This is a genomic window from Bacillus sp. DX3.1 (genome assembly GCF_030292155.1).
In the GTDB taxonomy this organism is placed as follows: domain Bacteria; phylum Bacillota; class Bacilli; order Bacillales; family Bacillaceae_G; genus Bacillus_A.
Map to the genome: position 1 here is coordinate 3,930,542 of NZ_CP128153.1, position 19,524 is coordinate 3,950,065.

At 36.3% G+C, this 19,524-nt stretch carries 25 protein-coding genes; 10 read left to right on the forward strand and 15 right to left on the reverse strand.

Translation table 11 applies throughout. The annotated features are described in order from the left end of the window. Window positions 1-166 precede the first annotated feature (166 nt). Complete coding sequence (locus QRE67_RS19670; RefSeq protein WP_286121898.1) at window positions 167-553, forward strand: rhodanese-like domain-containing protein; 387 nt, start codon at window positions 167-169, stop codon at window positions 551-553. Between the two features lie 28 nt (window positions 554-581). Here the strand turns inward: QRE67_RS19670 and QRE67_RS19675 are convergent, their stop codons facing one another. Further along, window positions 582-1,127, reverse strand: a complete 546-nt coding sequence (locus tag QRE67_RS19675) for a DNA polymerase III subunit delta (protein ID WP_286125332.1) — start codon at window positions 1,125-1,127, stop codon at window positions 582-584. A gap of 324 nt (window positions 1,128-1,451) precedes the next feature. Here QRE67_RS19675 and QRE67_RS19680 point away from each other — a divergent pair, with 324 nt between their 5' ends. The 5 genes from QRE67_RS19680 to QRE67_RS19700 all read left to right on the forward strand — a co-directional run bounded on the left by QRE67_RS19680 (window position 1,452) and on the right by QRE67_RS19700 (window position 4,103). After that, window positions 1,452-2,429 (forward strand): LacI family DNA-binding transcriptional regulator, encoded by a 978-nt coding sequence (locus QRE67_RS19680; RefSeq protein ID WP_286121899.1) that lies wholly within the window; start codon window positions 1,452-1,454, stop codon window positions 2,427-2,429. A 100-nt stretch (window positions 2,430-2,529) separates the two neighbouring features. After that, window positions 2,530-3,111 (forward strand): TetR/AcrR family transcriptional regulator, encoded by a 582-nt coding sequence (locus QRE67_RS19685; RefSeq protein ID WP_286121900.1) that lies wholly within the window; start codon window positions 2,530-2,532, stop codon window positions 3,109-3,111. Between the two features lie 72 nt (window positions 3,112-3,183). Next, complete coding sequence (locus QRE67_RS19690) at window positions 3,184-3,516, forward strand: DMT family transporter (protein ID WP_286121901.1); 333 nt, start codon at window positions 3,184-3,186, stop codon at window positions 3,514-3,516. A 1-nt stretch (window position 3,517) separates the two neighbouring features. Continuing rightward, entirely contained in the window at window positions 3,518-3,832 is a 315-nt protein-coding gene (locus QRE67_RS19695) for a DMT family transporter (protein ID WP_286121902.1), read from the forward strand. A gap of 13 nt (window positions 3,833-3,845) precedes the next feature. Next, window positions 3,846-4,103: a DUF3975 family protein gene (locus QRE67_RS19700; protein ID WP_286121903.1), complete on the forward strand. Its 258-nt coding sequence runs from the start codon at window positions 3,846-3,848 to the stop codon at window positions 4,101-4,103. Between the two features lie 16 nt (window positions 4,104-4,119). Here the strand turns inward: QRE67_RS19700 and QRE67_RS19705 are convergent, their stop codons facing one another. From QRE67_RS19705 to gcvT, 10 genes are all read right to left on the reverse strand, one after another. Continuing rightward, entirely contained in the window at window positions 4,120-4,329 is a 210-nt protein-coding gene (locus QRE67_RS19705) for a hypothetical protein (RefSeq protein ID WP_286121904.1), read from the reverse strand. Window positions 4,330-4,867: 538 nt separating this feature from the next. Next, window positions 4,868-5,500 carry an ABC-2 transporter permease gene (locus QRE67_RS19710; protein WP_286121905.1) on the reverse strand — a complete coding sequence of 211 codons (633 nt, stop codon included), beginning with the start codon at window positions 5,498-5,500 and terminating at the stop codon, window positions 4,868-4,870. A 15-nt stretch (window positions 5,501-5,515) separates the two neighbouring features. Continuing rightward, window positions 5,516-6,184, reverse strand: coding sequence for an ABC-2 transporter permease (locus QRE67_RS19715; RefSeq protein ID WP_286121906.1), 669 nt, complete (start codon window positions 6,182-6,184; stop codon window positions 5,516-5,518). Next, complete coding sequence (locus QRE67_RS19720; protein ID WP_286121907.1) at window positions 6,165-7,037, reverse strand: ABC transporter ATP-binding protein; 873 nt, start codon at window positions 7,035-7,037, stop codon at window positions 6,165-6,167. Before QRE67_RS19720 ends, QRE67_RS19715 begins: the two co-directional genes overlap by 20 nt. A 5-nt stretch (window positions 7,038-7,042) precedes the next feature. Next, window positions 7,043-7,417, reverse strand: a complete 375-nt coding sequence (locus tag QRE67_RS19725) for a GntR family transcriptional regulator (RefSeq protein ID WP_286121908.1) — start codon at window positions 7,415-7,417, stop codon at window positions 7,043-7,045. A 116-nt stretch (window positions 7,418-7,533) separates the two neighbouring features. After that, window positions 7,534-7,725, reverse strand: coding sequence for a hypothetical protein (locus tag QRE67_RS19730; RefSeq protein ID WP_286121909.1), 192 nt, complete (start codon window positions 7,723-7,725; stop codon window positions 7,534-7,536). Between the two features lie 70 nt (window positions 7,726-7,795). Further along, complete coding sequence (locus QRE67_RS19735; protein WP_286121910.1) at window positions 7,796-8,020, reverse strand: DUF3929 family protein; 225 nt, start codon at window positions 8,018-8,020, stop codon at window positions 7,796-7,798. A 432-nt stretch (window positions 8,021-8,452) separates the two neighbouring features. Next, on the reverse strand, window positions 8,453-9,928 hold the full coding sequence (gene gcvPB / locus QRE67_RS19740; RefSeq protein WP_286121911.1) for an aminomethyl-transferring glycine dehydrogenase subunit 2: 1,476 nt from the start codon (window positions 9,926-9,928) through the stop codon (window positions 8,453-8,455). Next, entirely contained in the window at window positions 9,925-11,268 is a 1,344-nt protein-coding gene (gene gcvPA / locus QRE67_RS19745; protein ID WP_286121912.1) for an aminomethyl-transferring glycine dehydrogenase subunit 1, read from the reverse strand. The genes gcvPB and gcvPA overlap by 4 nt, the downstream gene beginning before the upstream one ends. A 21-nt stretch (window positions 11,269-11,289) precedes the next feature. Further along, window positions 11,290-12,390: a glycine cleavage system aminomethyltransferase GcvT gene (gcvT, locus tag QRE67_RS19750; RefSeq protein ID WP_286121913.1), complete on the reverse strand. Its 1,101-nt coding sequence runs from the start codon at window positions 12,388-12,390 to the stop codon at window positions 11,290-11,292. A gap of 350 nt (window positions 12,391-12,740) precedes the next feature. On the opposite strand from gcvT, the gene QRE67_RS19755 reads away from it, so the two are divergent. The 3 genes from QRE67_RS19755 to QRE67_RS19765 all read left to right on the forward strand — a co-directional run bounded on the left by QRE67_RS19755 (window position 12,741) and on the right by QRE67_RS19765 (window position 16,668). Continuing rightward, window positions 12,741-14,423 (forward strand): DEAD/DEAH box helicase, encoded by a 1,683-nt coding sequence (locus QRE67_RS19755; protein ID WP_286121914.1) that lies wholly within the window; start codon window positions 12,741-12,743, stop codon window positions 14,421-14,423. Continuing rightward, window positions 14,410-15,204: a YqhG family protein gene (locus tag QRE67_RS19760; protein WP_286121915.1), complete on the forward strand. Its 795-nt coding sequence runs from the start codon at window positions 14,410-14,412 to the stop codon at window positions 15,202-15,204. Before QRE67_RS19755 ends, QRE67_RS19760 begins: the two co-directional genes overlap by 14 nt. An 81-nt stretch (window positions 15,205-15,285) precedes the next feature. Further along, entirely contained in the window at window positions 15,286-16,668 is a 1,383-nt protein-coding gene (locus QRE67_RS19765; RefSeq protein WP_286120780.1) for an IS1182 family transposase, read from the forward strand. Window positions 16,669-16,771: 103 nt separating this feature from the next. On the opposite strand, the gene QRE67_RS19770 is transcribed toward QRE67_RS19765, so the two are convergent. The 4 genes from QRE67_RS19770 to QRE67_RS19785 form a co-directional block, all read right to left on the reverse strand. Next, window positions 16,772-16,918 (reverse strand): hypothetical protein, encoded by a 147-nt coding sequence (locus tag QRE67_RS19770; protein WP_286121916.1) that lies wholly within the window; start codon window positions 16,916-16,918, stop codon window positions 16,772-16,774. A gap of 210 nt (window positions 16,919-17,128) precedes the next feature. After that, on the reverse strand, window positions 17,129-17,356 hold the full coding sequence (locus QRE67_RS19775) for a hypothetical protein (RefSeq protein WP_286121917.1): 228 nt from the start codon (window positions 17,354-17,356) through the stop codon (window positions 17,129-17,131). Between the two features lie 250 nt (window positions 17,357-17,606). Continuing rightward, window positions 17,607-18,050, reverse strand: a complete 444-nt coding sequence (locus QRE67_RS19780) for a TlpA family protein disulfide reductase (RefSeq protein ID WP_286121918.1) — start codon at window positions 18,048-18,050, stop codon at window positions 17,607-17,609. A 21-nt stretch (window positions 18,051-18,071) separates the two neighbouring features. Then, on the reverse strand, window positions 18,072-18,614 hold the full coding sequence (locus QRE67_RS19785) for a peroxiredoxin (protein WP_286121919.1): 543 nt from the start codon (window positions 18,612-18,614) through the stop codon (window positions 18,072-18,074). 202 nt (window positions 18,615-18,816) lie between these two features. Between QRE67_RS19785 and QRE67_RS19790 the strand changes: the two genes are divergently transcribed. Then, window positions 18,817-19,446 carry a VC0807 family protein gene (locus QRE67_RS19790; protein WP_286121920.1) on the forward strand — a complete coding sequence of 210 codons (630 nt, stop codon included), beginning with the start codon at window positions 18,817-18,819 and terminating at the stop codon, window positions 19,444-19,446. The last annotated feature ends 78 nt before the right edge of the window (window positions 19,447-19,524 follow it).

Sequence of the window (19,524 nt, forward strand, 5' to 3'; positions counted from 1 at the left end):
CACCTCATATAACCAATTATTTTTCACAATTTATAGTCTATCAAATTCGACAAACTTTGTGAAAGAATACGAAATTTCTTCTTATTACCGCATGAACTTGTTGCATAAATACATATGGGCATTATAATATTGAAAGTAGGATAAGAAAAAAGGGAGCGATAGAATCGTGTCAACAAATATTATTATTATACTAGCCGTAATCTTAGCATTCATCGGCTACTCTGTATGGATGTTTTTCTATCAGAAAAAATTAATTAAAACACTTTCAGAGGAAGAATTCCGCTCTGGCTATCGTAAAGCACAGCTTATCGATATTCGTGAAGCAGATGAATTCAACGCTGGTCATATTTTAGGGGCTCGTAACATTCCATTATCACAAATACGCCTTCGTTACAAAGAACTTCGTCAAGACCAACCTGTTTATTTATATTGTCAAAGCGGTTTTCGTACAGGTCGTGCAGCACAATTTCTAAAAAAACAAGGTTACAAAGATTTCTACCAGCTGCAAGGTGGCTTTAAATCTTGGACAGGCAAAATTAAAAAGAAAAATTAATAAAAAAAGAACTAGCTTGATTCGTCAGCTAGTTCTTTTCTTCCATGTTATTTGCAATATACAGTAAATTTTGTTTTACTATTTCTCCATCCTGTGGCTCTATGTTACGGTACAAAAGTTGGTATTCTAATCCTTTGTCCTTCCATATAAGCGTTGCAAATTCTTCTCCACTCTCTATTTCATCCCGGTTTTTAAAATAGGCTGCTGAACCATTTTCTAATTTCATTTGCTCATGAAACCGATTTTGTTCCACAATATAAGGAAAACTATACGAAAAGTTTGCAACTGTTAATTCTACATAATCTTTCCTACCTTTTTCCTGTTGCTTATATTTAATTGTTAAAACAGCGTTCTTCTTCCCTATCGTTCTCACTGTTGCATTCACATCATGTGTGATTTCATATGGTAAAAAATTTGGGACTTTAAATGGGGTTGGAAAATATTTATTCGCATCTTTTAACAAAACAGGATCAGATATACGATCTGCAGCTGCATCCGTATTTTCCACAATTCTTTTTTCTTCTGTCACCGTCTGTTGAAAAGAACATGAGCTAAGCATAATACTAGAAAACACGAAACAAATGAGTCTTTTTTTCAATTTGTTTCCGCCCTTTCCTATCGCTCCTCTAACGAACAAAGCGTTTGTATGTTATGTTCATATTCGCTTTATCTGTCCGTTCTCCCTTTGAAAATTTCCCTCGTTTATCTCGCACATTTTGACATGAAGAGTAACTAGACAAAAAATACTTCCCACTATTCTCACGCCCCATAAACAAGGTTACGCGAATAACGGAAAGCTTTGTTTACAACATAAATTATGAAAAGCTTTTCAGGTCAAGGAATTTCCCCTCACTCTTTTTGCATATTTCCTTTTATAATACAATAAGGGGTGAAATATATGGCAAACATGAAGCAAATTGCAAAAACAGCAGGAGTTTCTATAACGACTGTTTCACGCGTCTTAAATGATCATCCATATGTTAGCGATGAAAAACGAAAGCGCGTATTAGATGCTGTTGAAGAATTACATTACGCGAAAAATATCAATGCGATTCATCTAATTAAAGGTAAGACATTTACAATTGGTGTCATGCTTCCATTCGTAAACTTACCCTACTTCAGCACAATCATTGAGGGTATTGGTAATGAAGCATTAGCTGCTGGCTACCATATTAACCTTTGCCAAACGAATTACGATAGCATTGAAGAAATTCGTGTTCTTGAAATGATGAAGATGAAACAATTTGATGGCATGATTATTTGTTCGCGTACAAGTTCTTGGGATGCTATTGAACCGTACGCAAAATTTGCTCCGCTTATTTCATGTGAAAAGATGCAACATCCTCTCATCTCATCTGTTTATGTTGATCACTATGAAGGATTCCGCATTGGTACAGAATACTTACTCCAAAAAGGCCATGAGCGTATTGGCATTTGCTTAGCACGTGAAAACAGCGTCAATACAAAGCAGCGAGAACAAGCCTTTTTTGATACACTTCATGAGGCAGGAAAAAGAGCACAACCGAACTGGATGTTTTACCAATGCTACAATATACATGACGGAGCACAAGTAATTCAACGTATTTTAAAAATGAAAGAGCGCCCAACGGCAATTTTTGCAGCAAATGATCAAGTTGCTGCAGGTTTATTGACAGAAGCAAAAAAACAAGGACTACGTGTACCAGAGGATTTAGCCATTCTCGGTTTTGATAATCATGAAATTTCAGAAGCATTAGAAATTTCGACCATCGAACATCCTGGTTTAACAATGGGAGCTCGTGCTTTTTCCTTGTTTCACAAACAAATACAAAGAGAACAAATTACAGGAGATTCAGAAGAACTTCCTTTCCAGTTAATTGAACGACATACCGTATGAGGAGTATCTTATTCATTGTTACTCCTTGTACAAAGAATGATTCGTGTTGACTTTATTTTTTCTATCTTTTATACTGAAACTAACGAACGGTAGGTAGGGGATGAAAATGACAGCAAACCGCATTAAAGCTGTAGCACTTTCTCATTTCGCACGCTACGGCTATGAAGGTACTTCATTGGCAAACATTGCACAGGATGTTGGGATTAAAAAACCATCGATTTACGCACACTTTAAAGGGAAAGAAGAGTTGTATTTTATCTGCTTAGAAGCAGCCCTGCAAAAGGATTTACAATGCTTTAAAGACGATATAGAACAATTTTCAGAATCATCTACTGAAGCATTACTCGTAAATCTTTTAAAAGGTTACGCAAAACGATTTGGTGAAAGTGAAGAATCAATGTTTTGGTTACGCACTTCTTATTTTCCACCTGATGCATTTCGCGAACAAATTATTGAAAAAGCAAATGCTCACATTGAAAACGTTGGAAAACTTTTATTTCCTGTATTCAAACGAGCAAATGAACAAGGTGAACTGCATAACATTGAAATAAAAGACGCTTTAGAGGCTTATCTATGCTTACTGGACGGTCTTATGGTTGAACTATTATACGCAGGTTTAAATCGCTTTGAGACCCGCTTAAACGCCTCTTGGAAAGTATTTTGGCGCGGCCTTTCAAAATGACGGATTGCTTACTTAGCAATGCGTCGTTTTTCAGCCCTTTACCTAACGACTGGTAGGAAGGAGAAATGCTATATGGCATGGTTTTATGTAATCTTAGCTGGTATTATTGAAATTTTTTGGGTGATTGGATTGAAGCACGCAACAACACCGCTTGAATGGATTGGTGTTGCTCTTATAATTGCAATTAGTTTCGTCCTATTGTTTAGAGCTTATAAAGATTTACCTGTTGGAACTGTGTACGCTGTGTTTACAGGAATCGGAGCGGGCGGAATCGTTCTTACAGAGATTTTCATTTTCGGTGAACCTTTTTCCATTGTGAAAATTTTATTTATCGGTTTAATCTTCTTCGGCGTAATTGGGTTAAAACGAGTAACGGGTGAACAAGAAGAGAAGGGGGCTGCATAAAATGGCATGGGTATTTTTAATTATTGCTGGTATTTGTGAAATCGTTGGTGTACTGTTTATGAAAGTAGCCACTGAAAAGAAAGGCTGGACACCAAAGCTTATCTTAATCGCCAACTTTGGCGTAAGTTTCTTCTTCTTATCCCTTGCAATGAATTCATTACCAATGGGAACAGCTTACGCAATTTGGACTGGAATTGGAACTGCTGGAAGTGCGCTTCTAGGCATTCTTATCTTCCGCGAATCCGCTGATTGGCGTCGCCTTGCTTTCTTAAGCTGTATTTTATGCGGTGCGGTTGGCTTAAAGCTACTAGCCTAACAGGATGAATATCATGTGGAAGGAAAAAGGAAAACAGATTGTAACAGGAGCTACGATTGCACTAGTCCTTCTATTACAAATCAGCTTTCATATAATTGAGTGGCTTTTTCATAAAGTAATTTCTGTTCTTTCGCTTCTTTCAAACATAACGCTAGCATTCGCATCCGTTGCTTGGTCAATCTTCGCTTCCATTGCAATTATTATCATTTGGAGTATCGCCAAGCTATGGAACAAAGTTTTCTCAAAAGACAGTTCTTCTAAAAAGAAGTAACTGTCTTTTTTCATGTCTAATGATTAGCATTGTTAGACTTTCTAAAGAAATTCGATGCAATAATACATAGTATTCCAACAATAAAAACCCCAGCACCCACACTCTTATTTACATTCTCAAACAAAACAAGATCTGAGTAAAAATTAAGCATCATAAGACCTATAGAAAATAAAACTAGTCCAACCCCCATTACTATTCTTCCCTTTAGCGTCTGTTTTCTCATCATACATCCCTCCTTTAAAATTTTTAAAATCCAACTATATCCTCTCTCTTTTGGGACATACTACATGAAAAGGAGCTGATTATATGCAAAATTCTATACATAAACATATCCTATTGTTGTTTTTCTTATTTATCTTCTTTGTTGTATTTTTCAGCTTGGCATTACATACTTCAAAAGATATACCGAGCACAGTGTCTGTTTACAAATTGCTTATGTATTATTTTCTTTATTGAAAAAGGTGTCTTGTGATGAGACACCTTTTATAACGTATGTTTTTCTTTTTTTCTAATTATGCTTCCTGACGTTACGAAAACAGTTCCAAAAAGAAGACATGTAGATACTGAAATGTATGATGGAACCAAGTGCAATGTCATTCCAATTCCTGTGTCAACAATGAGTAGAAATCCAACTACTATGAAAAGGCTACCTATGATTTTCATCATTACACCTCCCAATGTTACTTCATAATTTCCTTATGTATCAGATAATTGCGTTCAAAATATAATTATTATTTACGTTATAATTTGTTAAACCGGCTGCGTTACAGTTCCTTATTTCCGAATATTCCTATAGATAAAAACATAGAAATAAAATAAGCTATACATGCTCCTATACTCAAAATACTTATGATAAATTCCAGATTTGAAGAGTGAAAAAACATTATCATGAGCCTTTTTTCAGCAAAGACATTACACATAAATCCTAACAAACCTATTAAAGGAAAAAGTACAAGTATGCTAAAAATAGTAACAGCTTGCTTGTTTCCGCCATATTTTACGGGAAGGACCATCATTGCATAAAGAATAGAGAGAAAAATAGCTATAAAAACCGCATACCATGGAATATTTGTATTTTCATTTAATAGAAATTTAGGTAGTATTACAAAAGCAAAAGTGACTGTCCAACCACATCCAATAAAAAGTATTGTTGATATATATTTTGCAATAACAATATCTTTCCTAACAAAAGGTAAACTTACTAGTATCTTCTCCGTTTTATTTTTATCTTCAATTGATAAGGAGCTTGCTATCATTAAGAGACAAGTAATGAAGCAAACAATTGCTATCTGAAACGGTTCAGTAAACTGTTTTATAGCGCAATAAATAGGCAATATCAGATAGAGAATAAAAACTTTTCGTTGTAAGAAAAATTCCTTCCAAATTAGATGTCTCATGATTCTTCTCCCCCTTTATATATCTCTTTTTTCATATAACTTAATTGCCATAAACATAGAAATTATATATATAGCTGCTAATCCCATTGCCCCTACTATACATATTCCTACATTTGACATATTCATAATCCAATTACTAAATGAATTTTCTACACCATATTGATCGCCATCTATAAACAAACTAATAATAGTGGAAGGCACTACTATTACTATCGCTAATATGCCACGTAACACTTTGGAATCTGTACCATAATATACAGGTAAGAAAAATGCGACATATAAAAATGGAGCCACTATACCTCTTAGCACTGTATCCCATGGAAGTTCAATGTAGATGTAAGGATGATATAAGCCGATATCTGCAATTAAAGTTAGTCCCCTCATCATCCAAACAACTGCTAATGCCGATAAAACAGCTATAATCACTACGATTGAGATAGATATATATTTAGCTGCAACTATATTTCTTCTTTCTAGGGGTAAACTATTAAGAAATTTTTCACTATCATTTTTTTCATCTGTTGCCATAGACAATATAAGAGATGCTATTGCTGATACTAGGCAACTTGCAACAAAAACCGATGAATTAAATGAATTAGACATAAAAAGGAGTGCAGAAAATCCCAAATAGAATATCCACATAGCACGCAAAAAATATAAATCCTTAAACACCAACTGACGCATAAGCCATTCTCCCCTTCGCCGTATACACAACAATGTCATCTAAAGTCGGTTTTTCCAGCACAACTTCGTTTCCAAACCAATCTTCAATCGCTTGTTTATCCTTCGCCAATCCTTCAAAACCAAATTTGTTTTTGCGTAGTCCGATAAATAGTTCTGTTCCTTCAGAATCTAATAAGTCGTTGCTTCCTTTTACAATCACGTGGTTCTCTAATAGTTCGTCTTTCTCTCCCGTAAAGACGATTTCCCCTTCGTTTATGAACGTAATGTAATCGGCAATACGCTCTAAGTCTGTTGTGATGTGCGTCGAGAATAATACCGATATTTCTTCTTCCATCACAATTTCTTGCAACATATCAAGCAGTTCACTACGCACAACAGGATCTAACCCTGATGTTGGTTCATCCATAATGATGAGTTCTGCATGATGCGATAGAGCCATCGCAATCGCAAATTTCATTTTCATCCCTTTTGATAATTGCTTAATCTTTTTGTTTTTTGGAACTTGTAATCGGTCCATATACGATTGATATTTTTCTTCATCCCATTTTTTATATAGCGGTGCGATAATTCGCTTCATTTGCTCACATGTTAACTCTTCATAGTAATGGTTTTCATCGTATACAAATCCGATATTTTGCTTGATTTCTTTTTCAGCCTTTTTATTGTCCTTACCAAAGATCGTAATATCCCCACTATTTCGTCTTACTAAATTCATAATCATTTTAATGGTCGTACTTTTCCCGGCACCGTTCGGCCCGACAAATCCCATAATATATCCACGTGGCAGTGTAAAACTTACATTTTGAACAGTAAAATCTTGATAGTTTTTACAAACGTTTTTTAGCTCTAGCATATGACTTATTCTCCCTTATATAGAAACGAAATCATCTGTTGCAGCTCTTCAGGTGAAAGCTGCAACAGCTTACTTTCATTTACCAATTCTTCCGCTTTGCTTTCTAACAATCGCAATCTTTGTTCTCGTAAGAGCTCGTTATTTTGCGCTGATACATACGTTCCTTTCCCAGCAACCGTTTCAATATACCCTTCTTTTTCAAGCTCCTCATACGCACGTTTCGTCGTAATCACACTAATCTGCAGTTCTTTCGCTAAGCTACGGATAGACGGCAATTGATCCCCACCCTTTAGACCACCATTTAATATAAGCTGCCGAAGCTGCTTACTAATTTGTTCGTAAATAGGATCTGGTGAAGAATTTGAAATAATAATATTCATGTTTTCCTCCACTGTGCATATACTGTATATACTCTATATACACAGTATATACACATCATCCTATTTTTGGCAAGAAAAAAAGACCAACAATTTCCTGTTGGTCTTTTGTATATGTATCACTTCTCAAAGCGATTTAACATTTCATCTCTCATCCCAAAACTCACAACAGCAATTCCTACATACATGAAAATAAGAAATGCTGGATGCACTGTATTGTACCAGCTGCTATCAATGATTAAATATACCGTTAATGCTACAACGAGTACAAATGCTAAAACGAACATATAAAAATGTCTTGTACTACCCATAATAAACTCCTCTCTTCTCACTTCATCATTCAACTGTATATTCTATCGAATAATCCGATATGACTCAAGGCTAACTTTCTTTTATGTAATCCAGTTCCACCGTTATAATGTCATCACAAGCTATCGAAATAATGGTTCCTTTTTGATCAATCGCCGTTACTTGCCTGTTATCCATCACACGATGCGCCACACGTTCTAACATTTTTCCATGATCCCGATAATAAAATTCTTTTATATCTTTAATGGTTTTTCCATTTTCTAAATGATACACCATCCTGTAACGTTTATAGCTCATTCTCCCACCCCGCCTTGTTCGTTTTTTCACATATACGTAAAAATGAGTTATTTCCCCTCATTACACCCTCTTAATTTCAATAAAATTCTACCAAAAATACACAATTTTATCAAACTGACTTTTTCAACAAAAATGTTGCGAAAATCCCTTTCTTCTTCAAAATTACATAAAATATAAGAATTCTTAACATTATTTTCATAATTTCCGCGCAATTTCTGCTACATTTCTCCACAAAAAAAGAACTCGCACATGGCGAGTTCCTTCTGTTATCATTTTACCCCGCTATTTGAGGGCAGTAACCCCCACCTCAAAGTTCTGTAGGAAGAAAAGAAGTTGGATGCGAGATAAACTGCCCGTTAAAGCCCAATTGTGAGGGCTAATGATCAGTAGGGATGAAGCCTCCTACTGATCAAAGTTCCACTTTATATTTGCTCAAACTTGTACAGGAGCTGGCTTTTGGTAGCGTAAAATTGGTTTACGAGCAGCCATTGTTTCATCAAGACGCTTAATCACTGTTGTATGGGGTGCTTCTTGTACAATTTCTGGATTTTCTTCTACTTCTTTCGCAATTTGAATCATCTTATCGATAAAGCCATCTAACGTTTCTTTCGATTCTGTTTCTGTCGGCTCAATCATAATACATTCTTCCACATTTAATGGGAAGTAAATTGTTGGTGGATGGTAGCCGAAATCAAGCAGACGTTTTGCAATATCAAGCGTACGTACGCCAAGTTTCTTTTGACGGCGGCCAGATAAGACAAACTCATGCTTACAATGTCTATCAAATGGAAGATCATAGAATGGCGCTAATCTTCTCATCATATAGTTTGCGTTTAATACTGCATATTCTGTTACCGCACGAAGGCCGTCTGGGCCCATAGAGCGAATATACGTATATGCACGAACGTTTATGCCAAAGTTACCATAGAACGGTTTTACACGTCCAATTGCTTGTGGACGATCGTAGTTAAAGTGGTAACCACTTTCTGTTTTCTCTAAAATTGGTTTTGGTAAAAATGGAATTAAATCAGCTTTTACACCTACTGGACCCGAACCTGGGCCACCGCCACCATGTGGACCCGTAAATGTTTTATGAAGATTTAAATGCACAACGTCAAATCCCATATCTCCTGGGCGTGCTTGACTTAGTACCGCATTTAGGTTTGCACCATCATAATACAATTTACCGCCTGCATTATGGACAATTTCTGCCATCTCTAAAATGTTTTCTTCGAATAAACCAAGTGTGTTTGGATTTGTTAACATAAGTGCTGCTGTTTCTTCATTCACAACACGTTTTAAATCTTCTAAGTCAACAAGGCCATGTTCATTTGATTTTACTGTAATCGTTTCAAAACCAGCTACCGTTGCCGATGCTGGGTTCGTTCCATGTGCAGAGTCAGGAACGATAACTTTAGTACGGTTATGATCACCGTTTGCTTCATGATATGCACGAATTAACATTAAGCCTGTCCATTCGCCATGTGCACCAGCTGCTGGTTGAAGTGTTACCGTATCCATCCCTGTAATTTCGATTAAATGTTCTTGTAAGTCATACATTAATTCCAGTGCACCTTGCACCGTCTTTTCATCTTGAAGTGGATGAATATGTGCAAAGCCAGGGAAACGAGCTACATTTTCATTGATTTTTGGATTGTATTTCATCGTACAAGATCCTAATGGATAAAATCCAGAATCAACGCCGTGGTTACGGTTTGAAAGTGCTGTGTAATGACGCATAATATCCAGTTCAGATACTTCTGGAAGCTCTGCATCTTCTGTACGAATATAATCGCTACCAAACACATCTTCTAATTTTACTTCTTCTACATCTAATTTGGGTAAGCTATATCCTACTCGGCCTTCTCTACTCATTTCAAAAATAAGTGATTGATCTTGGTTCTTCATTGGATAGCCCCCATTTCGTCTACAAGTGTGTCAATTTCTTCTTTTGTGCGAAGTTCTGTTACAGCTAGAAGCATATGATTTGCTAGTTCTGCATAATCACGACCAAGGTCATAACCACCGATAATATTCTTTTGTACTAATGCATCATTTATTTCTCGTACTGGACGTTTACACTCTACAACAAATTCATTGAAGAATGGGCCAGCAAATGTTACCGTGAAACCTTTTGCTTCAAATTGGCGTTTTGCGTATTGTGCTTTAGAAATGTTTTGACGCGCCATTTCCTTCACACCTTGTCTACCAAGAGCCGTCATTGCAACAGAAGCTGCTAATGCATTTAACGCTTGGTTTGAACAAATATTAGATGTCGCTTTATCACGACGAATATGTTGTTCACGAGCTTGTAGTGTTAATACAAAGCCACGTTTTCCATCTGAATCTACAGTTTGTCCTACAAGACGCCCTGGAATTTTACGCATAAATGCTTTTGTTGTTGCGAAATAACCGCAGTGTGGTCCACCAAATTGTGTTGGAATACCAAATGGTTGTGCATCACCGATGACAATATCAGCACCAAATTTTCCTGGTGGTGTTAATGCACCTAGTGATAATGGGTTAGAAGAAACGATAAATAATGATTTTTGCTGATGGACAATTTTCTCAATATCAGCTAATTTCTCCACTTGTCCGAAGAAGTTCGGATATTGAACGATTACGCAGGCTACTGTATCATCTACTTCGCTTTGTAATACATTTAAGTCTGTTACACCATCTTTATAGTCAATTTCAACAACTTCAAGACGTTGACCTTTTGCATATGTTTCAAGAACTGCTCTTGATTCTGGATGAACTGCTTTAGAAACAAGAATTTTCTTTTTACGTGTATGTCCTGCCGCTAGCATCGCCGCTTCTGCTAACGCTGTACCTCCGTCATACATAGAGGAGTTTGCTACATCCATTCCAGTTAATTCACAAATCATAGTTTGGAATTCAAAGATTGCTTGTAATTCCCCTTGTGAAATTTCCGGTTGGTATGGTGTATAAGCTGTATAAAATTCTGAACGGGAAAGAACATGATCAACAATTACTGGTGCATAATGATCGTATACACCTGCTCCTAAGAAGGAAGCATAGTCTTTTAAATTCGCATTTTTACGAGCAAGCTCAGACAGTTCTTTTAAAAGCTCTGGTTCTGATTTTGCTTGTTTAATTTTTAGTTCCCCTTTAAAACGAACACTTTCTGGAATATCAGAAAATAGTTCATCAATCGATTGAACACCGACCGTTTGTAACATTTCTCTTTTGTCTTCTTCTGTCATTGGAAGATAACGATGCAACATGAAATCTACCCCTCTCCATGGTTACTTTGAACGTTTGTAAAATGGTGTTGGAACGACTACTGCTTTCACGCGTTTGTTACGAATTTCAATTTCTACTTCTGTATCAACTGCTGCGTATTTTACATCAATTAGTGCTAAACCAATATTTTTCTTTAACGTTGGAGATTGTGTACCACTTGTTACTTCCCCGATTTTTTTATCGCCGACATATACCGGATAATGAGTGCGAGGGATACCGCGTTCAATTACTTCGATACCGACTGATTTACGAGGTGCACCATTTTCTTTTTGTTCTTTTAATGTTGCTTTTCCAAAGAAGTCCGCTTCTTTGTTCGGTTTTACTGCAAAACCAATTCCAGCTTCGATTGGTGTAATATCTTTTGATAGTTCTTGACCATACAGCGGAAGTGTTGCTTCAAAGCGAAGTGTATCACGTGCCCCTAAACCACATGGTTTTAAGCCGTCTTCTGCTCCTACTTCAAGAAGTTTCTCCCAAAGTTTCGCAGCTTCTTCACTCTTACAATAAATTTCAAAACCATCTTCACCTGTATAACCAGTACGAGATACAAGCGCTTCAATGCCGTCTACAAGAACAGGATTCTTGAATTTAAAGAACTTAATTTCTTTCAAATTTTCTGACATAACTTTTTGTAAAATACTTTCAGCTTTTGGTCCTTGAATTGCAAGCTGTGCAATTTCACTAGAAACATTAACTACTTTCGTATCACCAATTACATGGGATGCTAACCACTCATAATCTTTTTCAATGTTTGATGCATTGATTACTAATAAGTAGTCTTCTTCACCGCGTTTGTAGATTAATAAATCATCTACTGTACCGCCATTTTCATAACACATTGCTGTATATTGTGCTCCTCCTACCTTTAAGGTAGAAACGTCATTTGTAACGACACGTTGTAAAAATGCTAAACTATCTGCACCAGTTACTTCTACTTCTCCCATATGAGATACATCGAAAAGACCTGCTGCACTACGAACAGCCTCGTGTTCTTCTTTAATGCTTGAAAACTGAACTGGTAGCTCCCAACCACCGAAGTCAATTGTTTTCCCGCCATACTTCGCGTATACATCAAATAGCGGTGTACGTTGTAATGTAATCATGTTCTTTCCCCCTTATGCTGTCTATGACAAATCAATAAAAGTTGTTTTCCCATATCTAAACATTTTTAATTCTGAAAAGATAGGATATACGGAATCTCACGTTATTTTTTAATGAAAGCGTAAATAAAAACATACTTTCTTGGATAAAATACGAAAGATTCCACACATTTCACATCATTATCCTAACATTTTTCGATCTATTTCATCAATATTCTAGCATAAAAAATAATTTGGAATTTTTTATTCTTATACTTGCAAAAACGACTTCACCAAAAAATGCTAGAAATTATATTTTTTGGTGAAGGGTATAATAATAACCGTTTTAGTTTACAGAAGGTGGGAGAGTTTTAATGAATGTCGATATTTCCGTAGATCGGACATGGCAAAATAATTTTTTAAAACGAATTGATGAAGATGGCCCTTGGACAAATTGGGAACTATATAATTTAGCATATGAAACAGAAAAATCATTGCTTGTCCCTACATTTGATGGTTTACAAGCACCGAAACATTTATCCCATTTCACACCGCTCCCTCATCAGTTAGAAGTAGCACAAACTGTAATTGAACAAATGAATGGAAAAGCGATACTAGCGGATGAAGTTGGACTTGGAAAGACAATTGAAGCAGGTCTTATTTTAAAAGAATATATGGTGCGTGACCTTGTGAAAAAGGTGCTTATACTCGTTCCAGCTTCTCTCGTTTCACAGTGGGCATATGAACTCAACACAAAGTTTTTTATCCCTGCAGTTGCCCAGAGAAAAAGCTACTCATGGGAACAAGCTGACGTCATCGTTTCATCGATTGATACAGCGAAGCGTTCACCGCATCGTGATATCGTTTTAAACTTGGAATATGATCTCATCATTATTGATGAGGCACACAAACTTAAAAATAATAAAACAAAAAACTATGAATTTGCACAGCGTCTCAAAAAGAAGTTTTGTTTATTACTAACTGCAACACCTGTCCAAAACAAAATCGATGAAATCTTTAATCTTGTTTCCTTATTAAAACCCGGTCATTTAGGGAATCAATCTAACTTCGAAGAATATTATGCTTCTAAAAATCGCTCTGCAGAATCAGATGAAGATTTAAAAGCACTCATTAACAAAGTGATGGTAAGAAATCGGCGAAATGGTACAGGGATCGAATGGCCTAAAAGACATGTCCGAACAATATTTATTGATTTTAATGAGGAAGAGCAATCTTTATATGATGCAATTGAAAATTGGAAAGGACGAGATGCTTTTACCTCTGCCTTTTCATCATTAACTTTGAAACGAGAAGTATGCAGTAGCCGTGAAGCCGTTTATTACTCACTCAAAAAGCATGTAGAAAAAAGACAAAAAGAAAATGAGAATTATATCCCAGACCCATATATCGATGTTTTAATGGATAAAATCAATCATATTCCTTTTAATTCAAAAGCAAATCAAGCACTAGATCTTATAAAAGAAATTGACGATAAAGTCGTCATCTTTACAGAATACAGAGCAACGCAAATGTATTTACAATGGTTTTTAAAACAGCATGGGATTTCATCAGTTCCCTTTCGAGGTGGATTCAAACGCGGGAAAAAAGATTGGATGAAAGAACTCTTCCAAAATCATGCACAAGTGTTAATCGCAACAGAAGCAGGCGGTGAAGGGATTAACTTGCAATTTTGTAGTCATATGATTAACTACGATTTACCATGGAATCCGATGCGGCTTGAACAGCGGATTGGACGTATTCATAGGCTTGGTCAAAAAAATGATGTTCACATTTATAACTTAGCAACGAAACATACAGTTGAAGAACATATTTTGAAACTTCTATATGAAAAAATTAACTTATTTGAGCAAGTAATTGGCGAACTAGATGAAATTTTAACAAGAATCAATATGAAAAATATCGATGCTCATATTCAAGAAATTTTCGCACAGTCAAAGAGCGAAGGAGAGATTCGAATCAAAATGGAAAACTTAACATCTATCATCGACTTTGCAAAGCGAAATGAAGCTGAGGTGCAAGGCTATGCAGCAACATGAAATTCATGATTATTTATGGAACTTTTTCGAAGCAAACGACTGTGAAATTTCCCGGCGTTCCCGGCATCTACTAGATGTACAATTAACAATTGAGATGGATAAACTATTGATGAATCGCCCTTTTTATTGGCATTACCTTGAAAAAACAGGTGGCATCCCAAATCCGATGCGCCTCACTCTCATTACAGATCCAGAGAATGAAGAAGAAGAAGGTGAGCTTATTCACTACGGCTCTCCTCGCCTACATCAAATCTTTCAAACAACAAAAGAGCTCGGATCTTACATACGTTTATTCGAAGAAGTGAATTCAGGTAGTACAACTCATACACCACTTCATCCATGGCTTGGCGTCAATGTAAAAGTATGTTATCAATGTGATCGAAAGAAAGACATACTTCATTCTATCGGGATTCATCTTATTTCTGGAACAATGATTACAAACTTTCACGAAACATTAGCAAAGATTCGTCTCACACCTAAAATACCAGATTTCTGCTTTACGCTTACTCCCATTATTAAACCACAAAGCGGATTAAGTCGGGTGGAAGACGCACTGAAAGGACTTATTGAAGCTGATGATCATACATGGGCTGAGGAAGCAAACTTACGCTGGCATCACGATTTACAACTTCTCAACCGCTTTTACGAAGAAAGTGAGGAACTTCCAGAAAGCTATGAAATCGAAAAACAAGCACTACAGGAACAATATGAACCGCGCATTACGATGCAAATTATGAATGGTGGACTCTTTTATGTAACAGCCAATCATTTTCTTTCATAGAAAAACAATCTAGTCAATAGACAAAACCTGAAAATTTCGATAAAATCTCCTCGTGAATGAAATGAAGCGAGGAGATTTTTTATGTACGTTACATATTCCATGAAAGAAATTGAAGAAAATCGAAAGTACTATGAAATGATGTATGATGCTTCGCATCATTTAGTAAAGATGGATCAAGTGATGGATTGGGATTTTGTGACAAGGCGATTGGAAGTGTTCTATCCACATCGTATCGGTCGACCAACGAAAGATCCGATTATGTTAGTGAAAATCTTATTAATTCAGTATTTGGAAGGCTTTCGCTCGGTTCGTTTTACATGTAATCAAGTAAAACAGAATGCGACGTATCGTTGGTTTTTAGGGATTTCCTCGAATGAGAAGATTCCAGATCACTCAACAATCTCTAAGTTTCTCTCGCAACGTCTACGAAATGCGACGTTTTGGGAGGAGCTTTTTCAGCATTGCCTTCGTGTGATTCAACAAGAAGGGTTTATCGCAAACGAAACATGGGTGGCGGATGAAACAGAATTAAAAGCGAATGCGAATAAGCGTGTACGCGAAATCTTGGCGGAAGAAAAAGTAATAGAAGAAAAAGATGAGGATTTAGTGATGATTAACGATCACCGTGTGCGTCATGGGAAGAAACCTTTACAAGCGAAAGGCTCAAAAATAGAAGAAAAACAGACAAACATTAGCCCTGTAGATTCTGACGCTCGCTTGTCCGTCAAACACGATCAACGCGGACGCTTTGCCTATTTTGAGCACCGTATCGTGGATTCGCTTCATAACTTTATCATCGCCACAGATGTCACCGCCGCGAATGTGCCTGGGCATCGTAAATTGATCGGACAAGTTGAACGGTTAAATCAATTATTGGGGAAGTATGCGAAAGAAATCGCCCTTGATTCAGGCTACTACAACGCTTCCCTCGCGCGAAGGTTGTTTCAACGTGGCTTCTTCGTCTACATGTCTTATCGTCGATTTACAACGAAGGATCATCCAAAGTGCCGTCGTTATCAATTTAAACAAGTAAACGAGGATCTCTACGCCTGTCCTTGCGGTGTACCGTTTTATTATAAAACAACGAATCGTCAAGGTTATCATGAATTCAGACCACCTAAAGGAAGTTGTCAATCCTGTCCATTTGCGAAAAAAGAAAACCAAGATCGTGTGTTGCGAATTTCTATCCATCAAGAAATTTACGATCAGTTAAGAGAACAGCGCTTATCAATAAGAGGAAAAATTCTCCGTTCCGTTCGTCCGTCTACGGTTGAACTGAGTTTCGCACATAGTAAAGAACTCCACGGTTTGCGCTATGCACGATACCGTGGAGTTCAAAAGGTTAAAGTACAAGTTTTGATGACCGCCATCATACAAAACTTAAAAAAGTGGACCAAACTACGCTCGCTTAAGCAAGTTGGTTTACACCTAACACATCAAATTATAGAAGAAACCATTCTATAAAACAAATAGAAATCAAGAAAATGCCAAAAAAATTCGGCATTTTCTTAACATAATCTTTTTTCAACAACGTGAAAAACTCCTTCTCAAAGAGAAGGAGTTTTTCCTATATTTTCCCGTTATACTTCCGTCCATCATTATGTTCTTGCTGTTGTTTATTCGTCATACGCTTTTGATATTCTCGATCTTTCGCACTCACATGGTTTGCATCTGTTGGAAGATTTTTTTTCGAACGACCTACTCCATTACTCATCTCTTTCACCCCTTACTCTTCTATAGCAAAACTTCCCTACTTAGGGTTATTTGAACCAATCGGATTTTTACGGGCAGTTACCCTTCTTCACTTCCCTTGAATTTTAAGGTGAAAAATCTTATTACCCGTTAATGCACGATAGATTTCCTTTTATTTTCAGCTAGATACGTGTTCCTTATACAAATAAATAAGAGGAGCCTTTTGCTCCTCTTATTCCTTCACATATTTTTGAAACATATCATGTAAGCCTTGATTTACAAGATCAGAAATCTGTTCGTCAGATTTATGCGGATAACGATCACGCAATCTGATAGATGCCTTCACCATTAAATTTTCTAATACAGAACGGCCACCTTCTCCATAAATAATTTCAGCGTATTCTACAAGCCTTCCGTCTTCTAATGTTGCTGGATTATGATTAAAGAAAAATTTACTCATTGTCTCCACCTCTCTTATTTTGATAACGTTTACATTTATCTAGATTTTATATGTTATTTATTTCACAATATTGTATGCATGTATAGATGATTAGTTTCATTATAAAACAACATCGCCATAGGAATAACCTGAATTTCCGTCAAATTTGTGAACAAATTCAACAAAATGAAAGCGTTTTATTTATTATATAATAAAAGCGATTGCCACGCTAGAGGCAATCGCTTTTATTTCTCTTATTGTACTAACCGGTTTACGCTTCGTTTAGTACACGCTCCAGGCGTTTACGAAGCATTGGCATACCACTTCCACCTGCTTGGAAATGACGAAGTTGACCTTCTTTATCAAATACATAGTAGGCAGGAACATATTTGTTTTCAAATGTATCTGTAATCGTATGTTTGCTATCAACTAAAATCGGTTGAATAATATCGTGGCTTTCTGCCATTTTTTCGATTACTGCTAAATCTAAATCTTCTTCTGAGCGAGGCATATGAATCGCTACAACATTTAGACGATCATCGTACTCATCACGTAGTTCATTTACTTCTGGCATTGCTTCTTTACATAAGTAGCAACTTACAGACCAAAAGTGAATAAGTGTTGGCTTTTCCCCGATTAACTCTTCGCGCTTTACTGCGCTATTTAAAACTTCTGTTGCACCTTCTAATGCTGGCATTTGTTCACGTAATTTCATTCGACTCATTCCTCCTATCACTTATAGTGTTTCTTGTCCTGGTTTCCAGTTTGCTGGGCAAAGTCCGCCTGTTTGCAATGCTTGTAGCACACGTAGAACTTCGTCTACTTCACGTCCGATATTGTTATGGTGAACAACTTGGTACATTAATTCACCTTCTGGGCTAATGATAAATAATCCACGTAGTGCAATTCCTTCATCTTCTAATAACACACCGTAATTGCTTGATACAACATGATTTGTATCAGCAGCTAATGGATAGCGTAAGTCGCCTAAACCATTTTTTGTACGCTCTGTGTTGATCCATGCTAAATGTGTGTGAACTGTATCTGTAGAAACGCCGATTACTTCTGCGTCTAAATCTTCGAATTCATCGTAACGATCAGATAGTGCAATAATTTCTGTTGGACAAACGAAAGTGAAGTCCATTGGATAGAAATATAATACTGTCCATTTATCATTTTTCATATTTTCTTCTAAACTAACATTTTTAAATTCTTTATTTGGCATCACTGCATTCATTTCGAAACGCGGTGCTTGTTTTCCAACTAAACGTTTTGTCATATCTATATTCATCCTCCAAAAGTTAATTGAGATTTATTTCTAATTTATAATGATTACAATTTGTATTATAAACAAGTTATTAAATTAAAGTCAACACTAAATTAAAATTATTTTAATTTAGTTTCGATTATCAACTAATATTGTACAATATTCAGACATCGTATTGTACAATATAACCTATACTAAGGAGGCCTATTATAAAATGAAGCAAAACAAGAAAGTCTTATTTGATATAATCTTTTATCTCGTCTTCCCTTTTGTCATTTGGAAATTTGCTAAAACATATATTGATCCCTATTACGCGATGCTGATTTCTTCTGTACCTGGCATTCTTTATACACTCTATTGTTTTAAAAAAGAAAAGCAGTTTCACGTTACTGGTTTTTTTATTCTTATTACCCTTATCGCCAACACTACCGTTGACCTACTGTCTGGTTCTGCTGAAAAGATGCTTTGGAACGACGTATATTATCATATCGCGCTCGGATTGATTATCATATGTACCATTTTCATCAAAAAACCGCTTATGCTATACTTTGCAGCGGATCTTGCTGTACTGCAAGGATACGACCGAGATGAAAGCCGCACCCTCTATCGTGACAAGCAGATCCTTCCATCCCTTCAATATTTCACCTTGTTTTTCGGCTTACAATTTATTGTAATGAGCTGTATAAAAATCTATTTCATTTCTGTTTTCGGAGTAGATGGATATGGTGAAATGAAAGCTATTATGACGGCAATCGGCTGGGGTGTTTCCATTTGCATGGGCGCTGGATTCCTCTTAGTTGATCATAAAATTAAAAAAGTAACGGAATCAAAAGAATCAGTATAATAAAGTGAAACTTTGATTAGTGGGGGATTTTCTTCATTCCCCACTAATCATTAGTTGAACCAATCGAGGTATTACCCG